This is a genomic window from Cupriavidus sp. MPR-AND1C, assembly GCF_058809705.1.
The window spans coordinates 1-16,822 of the sequence record NZ_JBXASU010000128.1 but is presented as its reverse complement, the minus strand read 5'-3'; the positions used below and the strand labels follow the sequence as shown (position 1 = coordinate 16,822).

Sequence of the window (16,822 nt, the reverse complement as noted above, 5' to 3'; positions counted from 1 at the left end):
TTTGCCTACTTTCTTGGCGAGACAAGAAAGTAGGTCGCCTCCCCGCAGGGGAGGTGAAACTGCCTTTGACTTTCAGCCTTTGACCTTGACGTTAAGCCGCTAAAGTTGAAGTTGAAGTTGAAGCTGCAGCCCCCACCAAACCCAACCTCAAAACCTAAACATCCCCAACGCCTCCCGCACTTCATCCAACGTAGCCTGCGTCACCAACCGTGCCTGCTCCGTCCCCTGCTTCAAAATGTCAAACACAGAGGCGGGATCCTTGGCCAGCTCCTCGCGCCGCTCGCGAATCGGCGCCAGCAGCCCTTGCAGCACGCCATCGAGCCTGCGCTTGAGCACCATGTCACCCAAGCCGCCGCGCCGATAGTGCTCCTTCAACTCGGCCACTTCCTCGACCGCTTCGTCGAACGCGTCGAGGTAGGTAAACACCACATTGCCCTCCACCTGGCCCGGATCGGACACCTTGAGGTGGTTGGCGTCGGTGTACATGCGCATGACCGCTTCCTTGACCTGCTCGGGCGAGGCTGCCAGCGAAATCGCGTTGCCTTGCGACTTGCTCATCTTGGCCTTGCCGTCGACGCCGGGCAGCCGGCCAAAGCGCGGGATCAGCGCGGCGGCTTCCGGCAGCACTTCGCGGCCAACCTGATGGTTGATGCGGCGCGCGATCTCGTTGGTCTGCTCGATCAGGGGAGCCTGGTCCTCGCCGACCGGCACCACGGTGGCCTTGAAGCCGGTGATGTCGGCAGCTTGCGAAGCCGGGTAGCACAGGAATCCCGCCGGGATATCGCGGCCGAAGCCGCGCGCCTGGATCTCTTCCTTGATGGTCGGGTTGCGCTCGAGCCGGGCGACCGTGACGAAGTTCAGGTACATCAGGGTCAGCTCGGCCAGCGCGGGCAGGTGCGACTGCACCGTGATGGTGGTCTTGGCCGGGTCGATGCCGACCGCGAGGTAGTCGAGCGCCACTTCCAGCACGTTGCGCCGCACCTTGTCCGGATCGTGCGCGTTGTCGGTCATGGCCTGGGTGTCGGCCAGCAGCAGATATTGCTTGTGGGTATCCTGCAGCGCCACGCGGCTCTTGAGCGAGCCAACGTAGTGGCCCAGGTGAAGCTGGCCGGTGGGACGGTCGCCGGTGAGGATGACCTTGCGCTGGGGCGCCTGCGTTTCGCTAGTCATGGCATTTCCTTGGGTAAGAGAAGCGCCGCGGGGCCGGTCAGCGCAGACAGATCGCTGCCAACCGGGCTGCGGCGGCTGGAGTCGGAATCAGGGGATGACGACGTGCCGCTGCGCTCAGCAGCGCCACCAATGGGAACGAGAGCCGGTCGTGCGCATCATCATGTAGCCGGGGTTTCAAGCTGGCGCGCCAGGCCGACGTACTCGGCCACGGGGACTTCCTCGGCGCGCCGCGCCAGGTCGAAGCCAAGCGCTTCAAAATCGACCTGGTCGCGCAGCATCGACAGTGTATTGCGCAGGACCTTGCGCCGCTGCGAGAACGCCGCGGCCACCACGTCGCCAAGCACCGTCAGGTTGCACGCGGGATACGGAGAGCGCAACTGGCCATCGGGCTGGCGTGGCCAGGGGATCATGCGCACCACGGCGGAGTCGACCTTGGGCGGAGGGTTGAACGAGGCCGGCGGCACATCGAGCACATGCTCCATGTGATAGCGCACCTGCAGCATGATCGACAGCCGCCCGAAGGCCTTGCTGCCCGGCTCAGCCACCATGCGCTCGACCACTTCCTTTTGCAGCATGAAGTGCTGGTCGCGCACCTGGTCGGCAAACTCGGCCAGGTGGAACAGCAGCGGGCTGGAGATGTTGTAGGGCAGGTTGCCGACGATGCGCAGCGGCTTGCCGGCTTCGCACAGCTTGCCGAAATCGAAGGCCAGCGCGTCGCCGGCGTGGATCACCAGCCGTTCGCCGTAGCGGCGGCGCAGGCGCTCTACCAGGTCGCGATCAAGCTCGACCACGTGCATCTGCGGCAAGCGCTCCAGCAGCGGCTGGGTCAGCGCGCCGAGACCGGGGCCGATTTCGACCAGGGTGTCGCCGTGCTGCGGGTCGATGGCACTGACGATGCCGTGGATGATGCCGTCATCGACCAGGAAGTTCTGTCCGAATCGTTTGCGGGCCACATGGCCCTGGTGTACGTTGGAACGCATAGTTAGGTCTCGCTCGGGCGTCAGCGTGTTGCTACCAGCGGCGCGGCGCGCGGCCGACCGTTGGCGTGGCCGGCCATGGCGATGGCGTTGCGGATCGCCTCGATCATGCTGCCGTGCTCGGCCTGGCCACTTGCGGCCAGGTCGAGCGCAGTGCCATGGTCAACCGAGGTGCGGATAAAAGGCAGCCCCAGCGTGATGTTCACGCCGTGGCCAAATGTGCCGTACTTGAGCGGGGCCAGGCCCTGGTCGTGGTACATCGCCAGCACGCAGTCAGCCCCATCGAGATGGCGGGGCTGGAACAGCGTGTCGGCCGGGTACGGGCCGCGGGCATCGATGCCCGCGTCCACGGCATGGGCCAGCGCGGGAATGATCACATCGATCTCCTCACGGCCCATATGGCCGCTTTCGCCGGCATGCGGGTTCAGGCCGGTCACCAGGATACGCGGCCGGGCGATGCCGAAATGCCGGCGCAGGTCGTGGTCGACGATGGCCAGCGTTTCTTCCAGCATCGACACGGTCAGCGCATCGGGCACCGCACGCAATGGCAGGTGGGTGGTGGCCAGCGCCACGCGCAGCATGGCGTTGCCATGCGCGGGCTGCGGGCCGGCCAGCATCATCACTACGCGCGGCACGCCGGCGCGCTCGGCCAGGTATTCGGTGTGCCCGGTGAAGGACACGCCGGCATCGTTGATGGTGCTCTTCTGCACGGGCGCGGTCACCATCCCGGCAAAACGCCGCGTGCCGCTGGTCCCGCCCATGCAGCCATCGATGGCGGCATCGAGCAAGGCAAGCACATAGCCGCCGTTGCGCGCGTCCAGCCGGCCAGCATCGCAAGGCACGGCCAGAGGGATGTCGTCGCACACCACGCTGCCATCCGCAAGCCGGTGCGCCCAGGCTTGCGCGACACCCAGCGCGGCGGCGCGCGCCGCCAGCAGGCCCGCGTCGCCAAGTACGTGAAAACGCACCTGCGGATGCTCGCCGGCAAGTTGCAGCAAGGCGCCGACAGTGATGTCGGGGCCAATGCCGGCGGGTTCCCCGGTGGTGATGGCTAGCGCGAGCGGCTCGGACATGGTGGCGATGCGCTCCGGTTAGCGCTGGCGGTTGACGCGGTATTCCACGTAGGCGGCCTGGCGCAACTGGCGCTGCCAGTCTTCATACGCCGCGCGCGCCTTCTGCTCGCGAATCTCCGCGCGGGCAAAGTCGCGCTGCTTCTCCGGCGTGATCTCGGTCTCGCGGCGATTGAGCACCTGGATCAGATGCACGCCGAACTGCGTGACGATGGGCTCGGACACCTCGCCCGGGCGCAGGCGGCTCATGGCCTGCTCGAACTCCGGCACCAGCTCGCCCGGCGATACCCAGCCGAGATCGCCGCCGTTCTGCGCCGACCCATCCTGGGAGAAGCGCTTGGCCGCGTCGGCAAAGTCGCCACCGTGGGTGATCCGGTCGCGCAGCGTGGCCAGCTGGCGGCGTGCCTCGGCCTCCGGCATGTTGGGGCCGGTGCGGATCAGGATATGGCGCACCTGGGTCTGCGTGATGCGATCGCTGGCCGCCGGGTTCGACGCTGCCGGCGGCGCGGTGCGCTTGGCCACCAGCTTGAGCACATGGAAACCGTTGGCGCTCTCGATGACCTGGGGCGCCACGCCACCAGGCTGCAGGTCAAGCACGGCATTGGCAAACAGCGCCGGCAGCCGACCGATTTCACGGAAGCCGAGCGCGCCTCCCTGAGCGGCCTCGGGGCCGTCGGAGCCCAGCGCCAGCTGGGCGAAATCCGCGCCGCCCTGGGCTTGCTTGAGCAGGCCTTCGGCCTTGGCGCGCAAGGTGGCCTTCTGCGCTTCGGAGGCATCCTCAGGCACGCGCACCAGTATCTGGGCGACGTTGAATTCGGTGGGGCCGCTGTCGGCGGCACCCTGCCCGCCATGGGCGGCGAGATAGTTGTCGATCTCGCCGTCATGGACCTGGATCTTGGAATCGACTTCGCGCTCGCGCAGGCGGATCACCTGGACCTGCTTGCGCAGCTCGTCACGATACTTGGTCCAGGTCATGCCGCTGCGCTCGACCTGGCTGCGCAGGTCGGTCGCATTGATATGGTTTTGCTGCGCGACCGACTCAATGGCGCGATCGACTTCCTGGTCGGTCACCTTGATGCCCGCATCTTGCGCCGCCTGCGTCTGCACCCGCTCCATCACCAGCCGCTCGAGCACTTCGCCCAGCAGGTCGGCGCGCGCCGGCACCGGCCGGTTGGCCTGGCGCAGCTGCGATTCGATCTCGTCGGCGCGGTCCAGCAACTCGCGCCGCGTGATCACGCTGTTGTTGACGATCGCCACCACCTCGTCCACCAGTTGCGAGCGCTGGGCGCTCGTGCCCGGCTGCGTCACGCCCAGGCGCGGCTGGCTGGGCGAGGCGGCAGCGCTGTCGCCGGCCTGGGGCAGGAAGATGCCGGTAGCCTTCTGCCCGGGCGCCTTCAGCTGTGCCGAAGCCGGCAGCGCGAAGGCGGCCAGCAGTGCGGTCAGCAGCAGGCTTTGCCAGCCGGTCAGGCGGGAAGACATCGAGGGGCGCGCGTTGAATTCTTGACGTTTCATCATGGTCCGTCATTCATAGTGGTCGAACTGGGATGGGATAACAGGCTTGGCGAGGACGGGCTCATAACCCGGCACGTTCAGCCGCAGCACATCCAGCGGATTGGAACCGATCTTGGACAACCCGCGGAACTCCACCTGGAAGAAGATGCGCCCGGTGTAGCCCTGCGTGGTATTGCGAAAGCGCTGGTAGACCACACGGCCAACCCAGCAATCCGCTGCGTATTCGAAGCCGGCCAGCGCGTCCACCAGTTGGCTTGCGCTCAGGTCGAACGCGACCCGGCCGATGCCGTAGGTGCGCTGTGTCAGCGGCCACTGGCTCGAAACCTCGAACTGGTCGATGGCGGTATTGTCCGTCACCGAGGTAGGGCGCCGGTAGCGATAGCCGATATTCAGCGTCTTGCGCTGCTCCGGCCGCCACGAGAAGGCGATGTTCGAGTAGATCACCCGATCGCTGTCCGGGTTGTACTGCATCCCGGCGTCGAGGTAGTAGCCCTTGAACAGCTGGATGGTCGTCGCTGCCAGCAGATCGGAATAGCCTGACTTGGCCGGATCGGTACCATTGAGCTGTACCCGTTGGCCGGTGAGGTCGAAGCGCTGCGCGATCGTGCCGCGGAAGCGCTCGATACCGCTCGCCGCTTCGATCAGCCGCGTGGTCACGCCGGCCGTCACTTTGTTGTTGTCGGCGATACGGTCGTAGCCGGTGAACGGGTTCTCGCTGAAGATCTGCCCGTAGCCGAAGTCCGACTGCACCGTATCGAACAGCGGGAACTGGCTCTGGTCGCGGAACGGTGTGTAGACATAAAAAAGACGCGGTTCCAGCGTCTGCACGTAGTTGACGCCGAACAGCCGGCTCACGGTCGGCGCCTCGCGCTCGAACGTCATGCCCGAGTCCAGGCTCATGGTCGGCAGCGCCCGGTTCAGCGTATTGGGCGTGCCCGCGGTGTTGGTGGACGACTCCATCTGGTACTGCGTGGCATTGAACGTCACCTTGGGCGTGACGAACCAGCCTGGCCGGATGATCGGATAGCTGATCGAAGGCTGGATAAACACCCGTTCGCCCTGCGGCTGCTGCGTACCAGTGGTGGTCAGCGGGATGCGAAAGCGTGAGTAATCGGCCTCGACCTGCACATCGAAGCCGCCCAGGTCGTAGCGGATGTACTTGCCGTTGAGCTGGGGCACCCGTTCATACGACGGCTGGTTTGGTGCGAGCGTCTGAAACTTCTGCACCCGCGCCAGTAAGGTGAAATCCTGCCAGTTGTAGGTAACGCCGCCTTCCTGGTTAAATTGCAGCACCGTCGCTTGCGTTACCGAGCGGCCCAGGTCGTTGGGAAACTGCGCGTCCGATACCTTGTTGACGTTAAGGTAGGCATTCAGGCCGGGAGCGATGTTCTGGTAGTGCTGGACCGAATAGGACCAGCGATTGGTGCCAGTCTTCTGGTCATCGGGTAGGAAAGTGCCACCGATGCGCCCCGAATAGCCCTGACCCACGTAGCGAAAGTCGCTGCCGAGCTGAAAACCGCGTGACGACATGTAGCGCGGGAACAAGGTCAGATCCCGGTTCGGCGCGATATTGAAGTAATACGGGACCGTGAGGTCCATGCCCGATTTCGAGCCGTAGCCGATCAGCGGCGGCAGCACGCCGCTGCGGCGCTCGTTGTTGAGCGGAAAGCTGAACACCGGCGCGGCCATGATCGGCACGTCGAAAAAGCGCAGCACGCCGCCATAGGCGGTGCCCACCTGGCGGTCGCTGTCGATGTCGAGCTCGCGCGCGCTGAAATACCAGTCCGCGTTGTCCGGCGAACAGGTCGTGTAGGTGGCGCGCTTGATCGTGCTGAGGTTCTTGTCGATGAAATCGATGCGCTCGGCCTTGCCGGAGCCGCCGGTCTGCTGGAAATAGTAGTCCGGCGACAGCATGTAGCCTTCGTTGGCCTCGACCCGCAGCCGGGCTTCCGGCCCGACCGAGAGCGAGCCGTCGCGGGCGACGCGGGCATTGCCATGGACGAAAGCCTCGTCGCTGTCCTGATCGTAGGTGAGCTTGTCGCCCTTGACCACGCCGCCATTGCGGCGCAGCTCGGCGTTGCCCTCGAGCTCCACGCCACGCTGGTTATAGCCGGTCATGCGATCGCCCGAGACAAAGGTGGGCGGGTTGTCGTCCGGCTCGGCCGTCTTGGTCTTGGCCGTGCCCGGTTCGGCCAGGCGCGGCACCAGCTTGCCGGCTACCGGCGCAGCCTCGGGCACCGCCTCGACGGCCGGCTCGGCCACCGGCAGGTCGGGAATGGCCGAACTCACGGCCTGCGCGTGCGCGCCCACCGACCAGCCGGCCATGGCCAACACGAGCGGGCGCAACGCGCTGCCGGGGAGTCGTGTCGGTGTCTTGCTAGCCTTCTGGTTCGGTGATCGTCGTTGTTCGGTCATGCGAGCGGGTCATGAGTCAGAGCGGCGGCGGCGGCCCAGCAACCGCCAGCCACCGCCGAAGCAGGCTGTCGGGCTGTGGGAGGCCCGCCTGGGAGCCGCCCCGGGGCCCGGGTCTGGTCGGGTATTATACGGGGCATCCTATTCTCCCTTTCCGGCATGGCAGCACATCCTCTCGACCCGCGTCTCGACCAGCTCAAAGTCTGGGTGTCCGGACTCGGTCCGGCCTGGTCCGTTAACCCCGACTCCTGTACCCCCGCATCGGCTGACGCCAGCTTCCGGCGGTACTTCCGGGCCAGCACCTGCCACCCCGACCATCCGAGCGTGATCGTGATGGATGCGCCTCCCGCGCAGGAGGACTGCCGCCCCTTCATCCATGTCGCGGAACTGTTCGGCGCCGCCGGCGTGACCGTGCCCAAGGTACTGGCGCAGGACCTCGAGCAAGGCTTCCTGCTGCTCAGCGACCTGGGCAACACCACGTATCTGTCCCGGCTGGACGCGGCCAGCGCGCGCGGCCTCTATGGCGATGCCGCCGCCGCGCTCGTGAAGATCCAGCTCGCGACCCGTCCCGGCACCTTGCCCGCCTACGACCGGGCGCTGCTGCAGCGCGAAGTCGACTTGTTCCCGCAGTGGTACGTGGCTCGGCACCTGGGCGTGACACTGACGCCCGACCAGGAATCCGGGCTGGCCGAAGTGATGCAGACGTTGCTGGCCAACAACCTGGCCCAGCCACAGGTGTATGTGCATCGCGACTATCACTCGCGCAACCTGATGGTGCTTGAGGGCGAGGCCAATCCCGGCATCCTGGATTTCCAGGACGCGGTGATCGGTCCCATTACCTATGATGCGGTATCGCTGTGGCGCGATGCCTATATTGAATGGGACGAGCAGGAGCAGCTCGACTGGCTGATCCGCTACTGGGAGCGCGCGCGCAAGGCCGGGCTGCCGGTGGCGCCCGACTTTGGCGATTTTTACCGGGATTTCGAGTGGATGGGCCTGCAGCGCCACCTCAAGGTGCTCGGCATCTTTGCCCGCCTGTACCATCGCGACGGCAAGGATGGCTACCTGGCCAACCTGCCGCTGGTGCTCAAGTACGCGCGCCAGGTGGCGGGCCGCTACATCGAGCTGCGCAGGCTGGTACGCCTGTTCGACGCCCTCGACGGCGTCGAGCGCCCGGTCGGCTACACGTTCTGATGCCGGCGCAAGCCATGCCGGACGCGCAGCCATGACATCCGGCGCAGACCCCACGGCCACGCTCACCCGCGGCGGCGAGTGGTGGGCAGGCGTGCGGGCGCTGGCGCCGATGCTGCTCGGCGTGGCGCCGTTCGGCCTGATCTATGGCGTGCTGGCGGTCAACGCCGGCATGCCCGCATGGCTGGCCTGCGCCATGAGCGCAATCGTGTTCGGCGGCGCCTCGCAGATGATCCTGACGCAACTGTGGGCGGCGGGCACGCCGGCGGTGCTGATCGCCGTGACGGTCGCCATGGTCAACCTGCGCCATGCGCTGTACTCGGCCACCATGGCCCCGGCTCTGGCGCACCTGCCGGGCCGCTGGAAGGCACTCATCTCCTACCTGCTGACCGACGAGGCCTTCGCCGCCATGACGCGGCGCCTCAGCGACGACGACGAACACAAGCGCTACCGCCACTGGTTCTTCTTTGGCGCCGGCTTCGCGCTGTGGGCCAGCTGGCAGGTCTCGACGCTGGCGGGTGTGCTGGTGGGCGCCCAGATCCCGCGCGACTGGCCGCTCGATTTCTTCCTGCCGCTCACCTTCATCGCCATCATCGTGCCCGGCATCAAGCACCGCTCGCACGCCGCGGCGGCGCTGGCGGCCACGGCGCTAGCAGTGGCCTGCTACGGCATGCCGCACAAGCTTGGCCTGATGGTCGCGGCGCTGGGCGGAATCGCCACGGGCATGCTGCTGCTTGGCAAGGACCGCAGGCAGCGCAAGCCGGCCGCGACGGAGCCCGCCGCATGAGCCAGCTGACCCTGCTGCTGGTCTTTATCGGCGCCGGCCTCGCCACCTTCCTGATCCGCCTGTCCTTCATTGCCGTGGAAGGCCGGGTGCGGCTGCCGTCGTGGTTTCGCACCGCGCTGCAGTTCGTGCCGGCGGCCATGCTGTCGGCGTTGATCGCGCCCGACCTGCTGATGCGCGATGGCCACGTCGACATCGGTCCCGGCAATGCGCGCCTGGTAGCCGGGCTTGTGGCCATTGTCATCGCCGCCAGGACGCGCAGCATTGGCTGGACCATCGCTGGCGGCATGGGCACCCTGATCGCGCTGACATACCTGCTGAACCACGCGCTGAAATAAGCGCCGGAGACCCTGCATTGAAAGCCATGATTTTTGCAGCCGGGCGCGGCGAGCGCATGCGCCCGCTGACCGATGCCCACCCCAAGCCGCTGCTGCCGGTGGGCGGCAAGCCGCTGATCGTCTGGAAGATCGAGGCGCTGGCGCGCGCCGGCTTCAAGGACATCGTGATCAACCACGCCTGGCTCGGCGAGCAGATCGAGCAGGCGCTCGGTGATGGCAACCGCTTCGGCGTGCGCCTGGCGTACTCGGCCGAGCCCAGCGCGCTGGAAACCGCCGGCGGCATCGCCCAGGCGTTGCCGCTGCTGTCAGCCGCACCCGAGCGCGGCGAGATCTTCCTGGCGGTGTCCGGCGACATCTTCACCGACTACGACTTCCGCGCCCTGCTGCCTCGCGCGCGCGCCATGGCCGGTGCGCCCGAGCCGCGCATGCACCTGGTCATGGTGCCCAATCCGCCGTTCCATCCGGACGGCGATTTTGCGCTCGGTGCCGACGGCCTGTTGTTGCCCACGCCAACGGCTACGGCGCCGAGCCTGACCTTCGGCAATATCGGCCTGTACGACACCCGGTTGTTCACCGCCATCGAGCCTGGCCAGAAAGTTGCCATGACGCCCTACTACCGCGCCGCCGTGGCAGCCGGGCTGGCCAGCGGCGAGCGCTTCGACGGCGCCTGGGAGAACGTCGGCACGCCGGCCCAGCTGGCGGCCCTCGATGCCACGGTGCTAGCGCGGGCCGGCACCGCTTGCGCACCCCTGCCCTGAGCGGGTCCGGCCAGTCCAGCCCCGCGCCGGCAATCAGGCGGCGTTAGAATCGCCCTATTCCCCATCCACGTGGCCCAACACATGTCCGCACCCGACTCCGCCCTCCTTCTCGCCTGTCGCGACCGGCGCGCCCGCGTGCTGCAGCAATTGCGCGCCGCCGGCGGCGGCGTGGCGATCCTGCCCACCGCGCCGGAAGCCATGCGCAACCGCGATAGCGACTATCCCTATCGCCACGACAGCTATTTCTATTACCTGACTGGCTTCACCGAGCCGGAGGCCGTGCTGGTCCTGGTGGCGCTGGCGGGTGGCGCCGAGCGCAGCATCCTGTTCTGCCGCCCCAAGCACGAAGAGCGCGAGATCTGGGATGGCTTTCGCTATGGCCCGGAAGGCGCGCAGGCGGCCTTCGGCTTCGACGAGGCACATTCGATCGAGGAAATCGACGCCGTGCTGCCCTCGCTGCTGGCCAACCACGCTGTGGTGGCCTACCCGCTGGCCGCCAACACCCGCACCGACATGCAGGTGCGGCGCTGGCTCGAAACGGTGCGCATGCAAGGCCGTGCCGGCGTAACCGCGCCATCGACGGCGATCGATATCCGCACCATCCTCGACGAGATGCGCTTGTTCAAGGATGCCGGCGAGATCGCCACCATGCGCCGCGCCGCCGAGATCTCGGCCCAGGCCCATGTGCGCGCCATGCGCGCTTCGCGCGAAGGCCTGCGCGAATACCACCTGGAAGCCGAGCTGCTCTACGAATTCCGCCGCCACGGTGCGCAGAGCGTCGCCTACAACTCGATCGTCGCCACTGGCCCCAATGCCTGCGTGCTGCACTACCGCGCCGGCCCCGCCGAGCTGCGCGACGGCGACCTGTGCCTGATCGACGCCGGCTGCGAGCTCGATGGCTACGCGTCCGACATCACCCGCACCTTCCCTGTCTCCGGCCGCTTCTCGCCAGCCCAGCGCGAGCTGTACGACCTGGTGGTGGCCGCGCAGGAAGCCGCCATCGCCGAGACCCGCCCCGGCGTGCCCTACAACGTGCCGCACGACGCCGCCACGCGGGTGCTGGCGCAGGGCATGCTTGATACCGGCCTGCTCGACGCGAACCGTTGCGGTAGCCTGGACGAGGTGCTCGCCAGCGGCAGCTACCGCCAGTTCTACATGCACCGTACCGGCCACTGGCTGGGCATGGACGTGCATGACGTGGGCGAGTACCGCGTGCCCGGCGCCGCGCCGGCCGAGGGCGAGCGCGCCTGGCGTCCGCTCGCGCCCGGCATGGTGCTGACGGTGGAGCCCGGCATCTACGTGCGCCCGGCACCGGAAGTGCCGGAGCGCTTCTGGCATATCGGCATCCGCATCGAAGACGATGCGGTTGTCACCGGGGGCGGCTGCGAACTGATGACGCGCGGCGTTCCGGTCAAGGCGGACGACATCGAGGCGCTGATGCGCGACGCGGGAGGTGCGCGATGATCGGTTGGCTACGCAAGATACTTCCGAGCGGCGAGCGCACGCAGACCAGCCGCGCGCGCGCGGTTGATCCCGCGCAACCGTTCGTGATCAACCTCTATGACGACCGCTTGGTCGTGCATCGCCCCGATGGCCAGCGTGAAGAGCTCGAATGGGACGTGATCGAACGCGTGGTGGTGCGGGTCTCGAACCGCGAGCCATGGGCCGGGAAGGCCTGGCTGATCCTGGTGGGAGACGCCAAGGTCGATGGCACGCCCCGGGGCTGCGTGGTACCGCTCGACGCGGCCAATCACGCGGCGCTGGTGGAACGCCTGCAGGCGTTTCCCGGCTTCAACCAGCAGAAGCTGGACAACGCCCTGAGCGACGCGGCGGCGGGCAAGCACCGCACTGACGCCAATTGCTGGAAACGCGGCGCACAGCCGGCGCAGTCCAGCGCCATGAGCAGTGCGGGCAACGACAGCAACCCCGTCGCCCAGCCAGGCAGCGCGCATGAGCCCGGCAAGCACTGACGCCTCTGCGGACATGGATATCGCCATTGTCGGCGCAGGGCCGGTAGGCCTCGCGCTGGCCTGCCTGTTGCTGCGCAAGAGCCCATGGCGCCTGACCTTGATCGACGCCGCCACGCCGGCGCGCGCATCCCGCGATCCGCGCGCCATCGCGCTGTCGTACGGCAGCCGCCAGCTGCTCGAGCAGATCGGCGCGTGGCCTCGCTCTGTCACCCCGATCGAGCATATCCATGTGTCGCAACGCGGGCGGTTCGGCCACGTCAAGCTGCACAGCCACGACTACGACGTACCCGCGCTGGGCTATGTGGTGCGCTACGGCGAGCTGTGCGAGGCGCTCGAGCGCGCGCTGGCCCAGGCCGTCCGGGCCAGCCCCGCCCCAGTTGGCGAACGCCTGGAACGGGTCTACGAGACGCGCATCGATCATCTGGAGCAGTCGGGTCCCGATACGGCCGCAGCCAGCCTGGTGCGCCTCTGCGGCCATGGGCATGACCAGCAGCCCGCCGCCTTCGGCGCGCGCCTGGTGGTGCAGGCCGAAGGCGGCCTGTTCCACCAGCAATCCACCCGCGCGGAGCGTGGCGTGCAGGGGCAAAAATACCGGCGCGACTATGGGCAGACCGCCATCGTGGCCCACGTGGGCTGCTCGCGCCCGCAGCCCGGCTGGGCCTGGGAGCGCTTTACCGAGGAAGGGCCGCTGGCGCTGCTGCCGCATGAAGAACACGGCACGCCCGGCTACGCCCTGGTCTGGTGCTGCCCGCCGGAACAAGCGGCGCGCCGGCTCGCGCTGCCCGACGGGGAGTTCCTTGCTGAACTGGAGCAAGCCTTCGGCCCGCGCATGGGCCGCTTCACCGGCATTGGCAAGCGCCATGCCTTCCCGCTTGGGCTGAACGCGGCGCCCGTCACCGTGGAGGGCCGCGTGGTGGCGGTCGGCAATGCGGCGCAGACGCTACATCCGGTAGCAGGCCAAGGACTCAACCTCGGCCTGCGCGACGCCTTTGCCCTGGCGCTCGCGCTGCGCGCCGACTGCAGCCCACAGGCCTTGCAGGCGTTTGCGGCGCAACAAAAGCTGGATCGGGCCGTCACCATTGGCGTGACTGACCTGCTGCCGCGGGTGTTTGGCGTTTCCTACCCGCTCGCTGCCCACGCGCGTGGGGCGTCCCTGGCGGCGCTCGCTTGCCTGGGACCGCTCAAGGACACGCTGGCGCGCCAGATGATGTACGGCATGCGCCGCTAAAGGCTGCCAAGGGCCGCCGGCGGCCCTGTCGTCAATATGGTTTGCATTCCGGCCCGGTGCAATATTTGCTCAAATCTTGAGCAGCCCGGGTCGTTTGGCGGTAAAATCCTGCCCTCGCACATGTCCACTGAATGACGCCGAGCACTGTTTCGGCAGGGCATGCCATTTTCATTTTTGCCTAGTTGCGGGGCCGCCTTGCGGCCCCTCGTCAGTCGCTACAGTCGCTACACAGTCGCTATCGTGCAAATCGGACCGCACCAACTCCGCAACAACCTGTTCGTCGCGCCCATGGCCGGTGTGACGGACCGGCCATTCCGCCAGCTGTGCAAACGGCTGGGGGCGGGCTATGCGGTGTCCGAAATGGTCGCCTCCAACGCACAGCTGTGGAAGAGCGAAAAGACCATGCGGCGCGCCAACCACACGGGCGAAGTCGAGCCCATCGCGGTGCAGATCGCCGGCGCCGAGCCGGCCATGATGGCGCAGGCCGCGCGCCACAACGTGGAGCGCGGCGCGCAGATCATCGACATCAACATGGGCTGCCCGGCCAAGAAGGTGTGCAATGTGGCCGCCGGCTCGGCGCTGCTGCAAAACGAGCCGCTGGTGCTGCGCATCGTCCAGGCGGTGGTCGCCGCCGTGGCCGAGGTCGATCCGCGCGTGCCTGTCACGCTCAAGATCCGTACCGGCTGGGACCGCCAGAACCGCAATGCGCTTCGCATCGCGCGCATGGTGGAAGACGCCGGCATCAGCATGCTCACCGTGCACGGGCGCACGCGCGCCGACCTGTACAAGGGCGAAGCCGAGTACGAGACCATTGCGGCGGTCAAGGCGGCGCTCTCCATCCCCGTGGTCGCCAATGGCGACGTCACCACGCCGCAAAAAGCCAAGCATGTGCTGGCCGTGACCGGCGCCGACGCCATCATGATCGGCCGCGCGGCGCAGGGCCGGCCCTGGCTGTTCCGCGAGATCGAGCACTACCTGGCCACCGGCGAGCTGCTGCCGTCGCCGGAAGTGGCCGAGATCCGCGCCATCATGAACGCGCACCTGGAAGACCACTACGACTTCTACGGCGAGTTTACCGGCGTGCGCACCGCGCGCAAGCACATTGCCTGGTACACGCGCGGCCTGGCCGGCGCCAACCTGTTCCGCCACCGCATGAACACGCTGGACAGCACCACGGCCCAGCTTGCCGCGGTCAACGAGTTCTTCGATGAGCAGGCGCTGCTGTCCGAGCGCCTGGTCTACGTGGAAGACGGCGCGCACGGCACGGATGACGCCGACGACGAGAAACGCAACAAGTCGAACAACAACAATAACGGGGAGTTGCTTGCCGCATGAGCCGCAACGCTATCGACCAGTGCATCCGGGACAGCCTGGGTGCCTACTTTCGCGACCTGGACGGTGAAGAGCCGTCGAATATGTACAACATGGTGCTCGAAGCCGTGGAACGGCCGCTGCTGGAAGCAGTGATGGCGCGCGCCGAGCGCAACCAGTCGCTCGCGGCCGCCTACCTGGGCATCAATCGCAATACGCTGCGCAAGAAGTTGCAGCAGCACGGTTTACTTTGAAGCGTCTCCCCATAGCCATGATCAAGCAAGCCCTCCTCTCCGTATCCGACAAGACCGGCATCGTCGAATTTGCCCGCGAGCTCAACTCGCTCGGCGTCGCGCTGCTCTCCACCGGCGGCACCGCCAAGCTGCTGGCCGATGCCGGCCTGCCCGTCACGGAGGTGGCCGACTACACCGGTTTCCCCGAAATGCTCGATGGCCGCGTCAAGACCCTGCACCCGAAGGTGCACGGCGGCATCCTGGCCCGCCGCGACCTGCCCGAGCACATGGCGGCGCTCGCCGAGCACAACATCCCCACCATCGACCTGCTGGTCGTGAACCTGTACCCGTTCCAGCAAACCGTGGCCAAGGATGACTGCTCCCTGCCGGACGCCATCGAGAACATCGACATCGGCGGCCCCACCATGCTGCGCTCGGCCGCCAAGAACCACCGCGACGTCACCGTCATCGTGGACCCGGCCGACTACGCGCCGGTGCTGGAAGAAATGCGCGCCAACGCCAACAGCGTCGGCTACGACACCAACTTCCGCCTGGCCACCAAGGTGTTCGCCCACACCGCGCAGTACGACGGCGCCATCACCAACTACCTGACCAGCCTCGGCGCGGACAAGGCGCACCAGACCCGCAGCGCCTACCCGCAGACGCTGAACCTGGCCTTCGAGAAGGTGCAGGAAATGCGCTATGGCGAGAATCCGCACCAGTCGGCCGCCTTCTACCGCGACCTGAAAGCCTCCGACGGCGCGCTGGCCAACTACACGCAGTTGCAAGGCAAGGAACTGTCGTACAACAACATCGCCGACGCCGATGCGGCATGGGAATGCGTCAAGACCTTCGGCGCTGCCACCGGCGCGGCCTGCGTGATCATCAAGCACGCCAACCCGTGCGGCGTGGCAGTCGGCGCCAACGCGCTGGAAGCCTACGAAAAAGCCCTCAAGACCGACTCGACCTCGGCCTTCGGCGGCATCATCGCCTTCAACGTCGAGCTGGACGAAGCCGTCGCCCAAGCCGTGGCCAAGCAGTTCGTCGAGGTGCTGATCGCCCCGTCGTTCAGCGCCGGCGCGCGCGCCGTGTTTGCTGCCAAGCAAAACGTGCGCCTGCTGGAAATTCCGCTGGGCAACGGCCTCAACCCGTATGACTTCAAGCGCGTCGGCGGCGGCCTGCTGGTGCAAGGCCCCGACGCCAGGAACGTCCAGCGGGACGAACTGCGCGTTGTGACCAAGCGCCAGCCCACGCCCAAGGAAATGGACGACCTGATGTTCGCCTGGCGCGTGGCCAAGTTCGTCAAGTCGAACGCCATCGTGTTCTGTGGCGGCGGCATGACGCTAGGCGTCGGCGCCGGCCAGATGAGCCGCGTGGACTCGGCCCGCATCGCCAGCATCAAGGCGCAGAACGCCGGCCTCACGCTGGCGGGCTCGGCCGTGGCATCGGACGCCTTCTTCCCGTTCCGCGATGGCCTGGACGTCGTGGTGGACGCAGGCGCCACCTGCGTCATCCAGCCGGGCGGCTCGATGCGCGACGACGAAGTGATCGCCGCCGCCGACGAGCGCAATATCGCAATGGTGTTGACCGGCGTCCGTCACTTCCGCCATTGAGGTCCGGGCTGGGCACTTGAACGCATCGCGGCATCGCAAGCGCCCGCCCTCTCCCCCGGCCCCTCTCCCGCAAGCGGGAGAGGGGAGCCAACCAGCGGCAAGATCAACCGATTGATGTAGCCGTGTGAAGCGCCCGAAGGGCGGGCCACACCCCAACGCGATGCGAAGCGAGCCGTGGAGGTGTGCCAAGGCCGTATGGGGCGCCTCGGGATTCGGCGAAAAGAGCGGAAAAGAGGGACCCATGTCTGAGTATCG

15 protein-coding genes are annotated in these 16,822 nt (G+C 67.1%); 10 read left to right on the top strand and 5 right to left on the bottom strand.

Translation table 11 applies throughout. The annotated features are described in order from the left end of the window. Positions 1–147 precede the first annotated feature (147 nt). From trpS to AC1RWI_RS35305, 5 genes are all read right to left on the bottom strand, one after another. Entirely contained in the window at positions 148–1,170 is a 1,023-nt protein-coding gene (gene trpS, locus AC1RWI_RS35325) for a tryptophan--tRNA ligase (RefSeq protein ID WP_043343760.1), read from the bottom strand. A gap of 158 nt (positions 1,171–1,328) precedes the next feature. Next, positions 1,329–2,150, bottom strand: coding sequence for a 16S rRNA (adenine(1518)-N(6)/adenine(1519)-N(6))-dimethyltransferase RsmA (gene rsmA / locus AC1RWI_RS35320; RefSeq protein WP_492870631.1), 822 nt, complete (start codon positions 2,148–2,150; stop codon positions 1,329–1,331). Positions 2,151–2,170: 20 nt separating this feature from the next. Next, complete coding sequence (gene pdxA, locus AC1RWI_RS35315) at positions 2,171–3,220, bottom strand: 4-hydroxythreonine-4-phosphate dehydrogenase PdxA (protein ID WP_043343755.1); 1,050 nt, start codon at positions 3,218–3,220, stop codon at positions 2,171–2,173. 18 nt (positions 3,221–3,238) lie between these two features. Further along, the gene (locus tag AC1RWI_RS35310; RefSeq protein ID WP_043351242.1) at positions 3,239–4,729 is read right to left on the bottom strand and encodes a peptidylprolyl isomerase; all 1,491 of its coding nucleotides are present in this window, start codon (positions 4,727–4,729) and stop codon (positions 3,239–3,241) included. Positions 4,730–4,738: 9 nt separating this feature from the next. Beyond that, positions 4,739–7,144 (bottom strand): LPS-assembly protein LptD, encoded by a 2,406-nt coding sequence (locus tag AC1RWI_RS35305; RefSeq protein ID WP_492870630.1) that lies wholly within the window; start codon positions 7,142–7,144, stop codon positions 4,739–4,741. Between the two features lie 156 nt (positions 7,145–7,300). Between AC1RWI_RS35305 and AC1RWI_RS35300 the strand changes: the two genes are divergently transcribed. The 10 genes from AC1RWI_RS35300 (at position 7,301) to purH (ending at position 16,567) form a co-directional block, all read left to right on the top strand. Next, positions 7,301–8,335 carry an aminoglycoside phosphotransferase family protein gene (locus AC1RWI_RS35300; RefSeq protein ID WP_043343747.1) on the top strand — a complete coding sequence of 345 codons (1,035 nt, stop codon included), beginning with the start codon at positions 7,301–7,303 and terminating at the stop codon, positions 8,333–8,335. 31 nt (positions 8,336–8,366) lie between these two features. Beyond that, the gene (locus tag AC1RWI_RS35295) at positions 8,367–9,119 is read left to right on the top strand and encodes an AzlC family ABC transporter permease (protein ID WP_492870629.1); all 753 of its coding nucleotides are present in this window, start codon (positions 8,367–8,369) and stop codon (positions 9,117–9,119) included. After that, entirely contained in the window at positions 9,116–9,454 is a 339-nt protein-coding gene (locus AC1RWI_RS35290; protein ID WP_043343742.1) for an AzlD domain-containing protein, read from the top strand. The genes AC1RWI_RS35295 and AC1RWI_RS35290 overlap by 4 nt, the downstream gene beginning before the upstream one ends. Before the next feature lie 17 nt (positions 9,455–9,471). Then, the gene (gene murU, locus AC1RWI_RS35285) at positions 9,472–10,212 is read left to right on the top strand and encodes an N-acetylmuramate alpha-1-phosphate uridylyltransferase MurU (protein ID WP_043343740.1); all 741 of its coding nucleotides are present in this window, start codon (positions 9,472–9,474) and stop codon (positions 10,210–10,212) included. 81 nt (positions 10,213–10,293) lie between these two features. Then, positions 10,294–11,676, top strand: a complete 1,383-nt coding sequence (locus tag AC1RWI_RS35280) for an aminopeptidase P N-terminal domain-containing protein (RefSeq protein ID WP_043343737.1) — start codon at positions 10,294–10,296, stop codon at positions 11,674–11,676. Continuing rightward, positions 11,673–12,182, top strand: a complete 510-nt coding sequence (locus AC1RWI_RS35275) for a hypothetical protein (protein WP_492870628.1) — start codon at positions 11,673–11,675, stop codon at positions 12,180–12,182. Before AC1RWI_RS35280 ends, AC1RWI_RS35275 begins: the two co-directional genes overlap by 4 nt. Then, the gene (locus AC1RWI_RS35270; protein ID WP_043343729.1) at positions 12,163–13,410 is read left to right on the top strand and encodes a UbiH/UbiF/VisC/COQ6 family ubiquinone biosynthesis hydroxylase; all 1,248 of its coding nucleotides are present in this window, start codon (positions 12,163–12,165) and stop codon (positions 13,408–13,410) included. Before AC1RWI_RS35275 ends, AC1RWI_RS35270 begins: the two co-directional genes overlap by 20 nt. 240 nt (positions 13,411–13,650) lie before the next feature. After that, on the top strand, positions 13,651–14,745 hold the full coding sequence (gene dusB, locus AC1RWI_RS35265; protein ID WP_043343725.1) for a tRNA dihydrouridine synthase DusB: 1,095 nt from the start codon (positions 13,651–13,653) through the stop codon (positions 14,743–14,745). Next, the gene (locus AC1RWI_RS35260; RefSeq protein WP_006156396.1) at positions 14,742–14,975 is read left to right on the top strand and encodes a Fis family transcriptional regulator; all 234 of its coding nucleotides are present in this window, start codon (positions 14,742–14,744) and stop codon (positions 14,973–14,975) included. The genes dusB and AC1RWI_RS35260 overlap by 4 nt, the downstream gene beginning before the upstream one ends. Positions 14,976–14,992: 17 nt before the next feature. Next, positions 14,993–16,567, top strand: coding sequence for a bifunctional phosphoribosylaminoimidazolecarboxamide formyltransferase/IMP cyclohydrolase (gene purH / locus AC1RWI_RS35255; RefSeq protein ID WP_492870627.1), 1,575 nt, complete (start codon positions 14,993–14,995; stop codon positions 16,565–16,567). Positions 16,568–16,822: the final 255 nt, after the last annotated feature.

Excerpts from the sequence above, each read along its gene's own strand:
- purH (WP_492870627.1), top strand. The coding sequence starts at position 14,993 with ATGATCAAGCAAGCCCTCCTCTCCGTATCCGACAAGACCGGCATCGTC.
- AC1RWI_RS35295 (WP_492870629.1), top strand. The coding sequence starts at position 8,367 with ATGACATCCGGCGCAGACCCCACGGCCACGCTCACCCGCGGCGGCGAG.
- AC1RWI_RS35280 (WP_043343737.1), top strand. The coding sequence starts at position 10,294 with ATGTCCGCACCCGACTCCGCCCTCCTTCTCGCCTGTCGCGACCGGCGC.
- AC1RWI_RS35260 (WP_006156396.1), top strand. The coding sequence starts at position 14,742 with ATGAGCCGCAACGCTATCGACCAGTGCATCCGGGACAGCCTGGGTGCC.
- AC1RWI_RS35305 (WP_492870630.1), bottom strand. The coding sequence starts at position 7,144 with ATGACCGAACAACGACGATCACCGAACCAGAAGGCTAGCAAGACACCG.
- rsmA (WP_492870631.1), bottom strand. The coding sequence starts at position 2,150 with ATGCGTTCCAACGTACACCAGGGCCATGTGGCCCGCAAACGATTCGGA.
- AC1RWI_RS35270 (WP_043343729.1), top strand. The coding sequence starts at position 12,163 with ATGAGCCCGGCAAGCACTGACGCCTCTGCGGACATGGATATCGCCATT.
- pdxA (WP_043343755.1), bottom strand. The coding sequence starts at position 3,220 with ATGTCCGAGCCGCTCGCGCTAGCCATCACCACCGGGGAACCCGCCGGC.
- AC1RWI_RS35310 (WP_043351242.1), bottom strand. The coding sequence starts at position 4,729 with ATGAAACGTCAAGAATTCAACGCGCGCCCCTCGATGTCTTCCCGCCTG.
- AC1RWI_RS35275 (WP_492870628.1), top strand. The coding sequence starts at position 11,673 with ATGATCGGTTGGCTACGCAAGATACTTCCGAGCGGCGAGCGCACGCAG.
- AC1RWI_RS35290 (WP_043343742.1), top strand. The coding sequence starts at position 9,116 with ATGAGCCAGCTGACCCTGCTGCTGGTCTTTATCGGCGCCGGCCTCGCC.
- trpS (WP_043343760.1), bottom strand. The coding sequence starts at position 1,170 with ATGACTAGCGAAACGCAGGCGCCCCAGCGCAAGGTCATCCTCACCGGC.
- AC1RWI_RS35300 (WP_043343747.1), top strand. The coding sequence starts at position 7,301 with ATGGCAGCACATCCTCTCGACCCGCGTCTCGACCAGCTCAAAGTCTGG.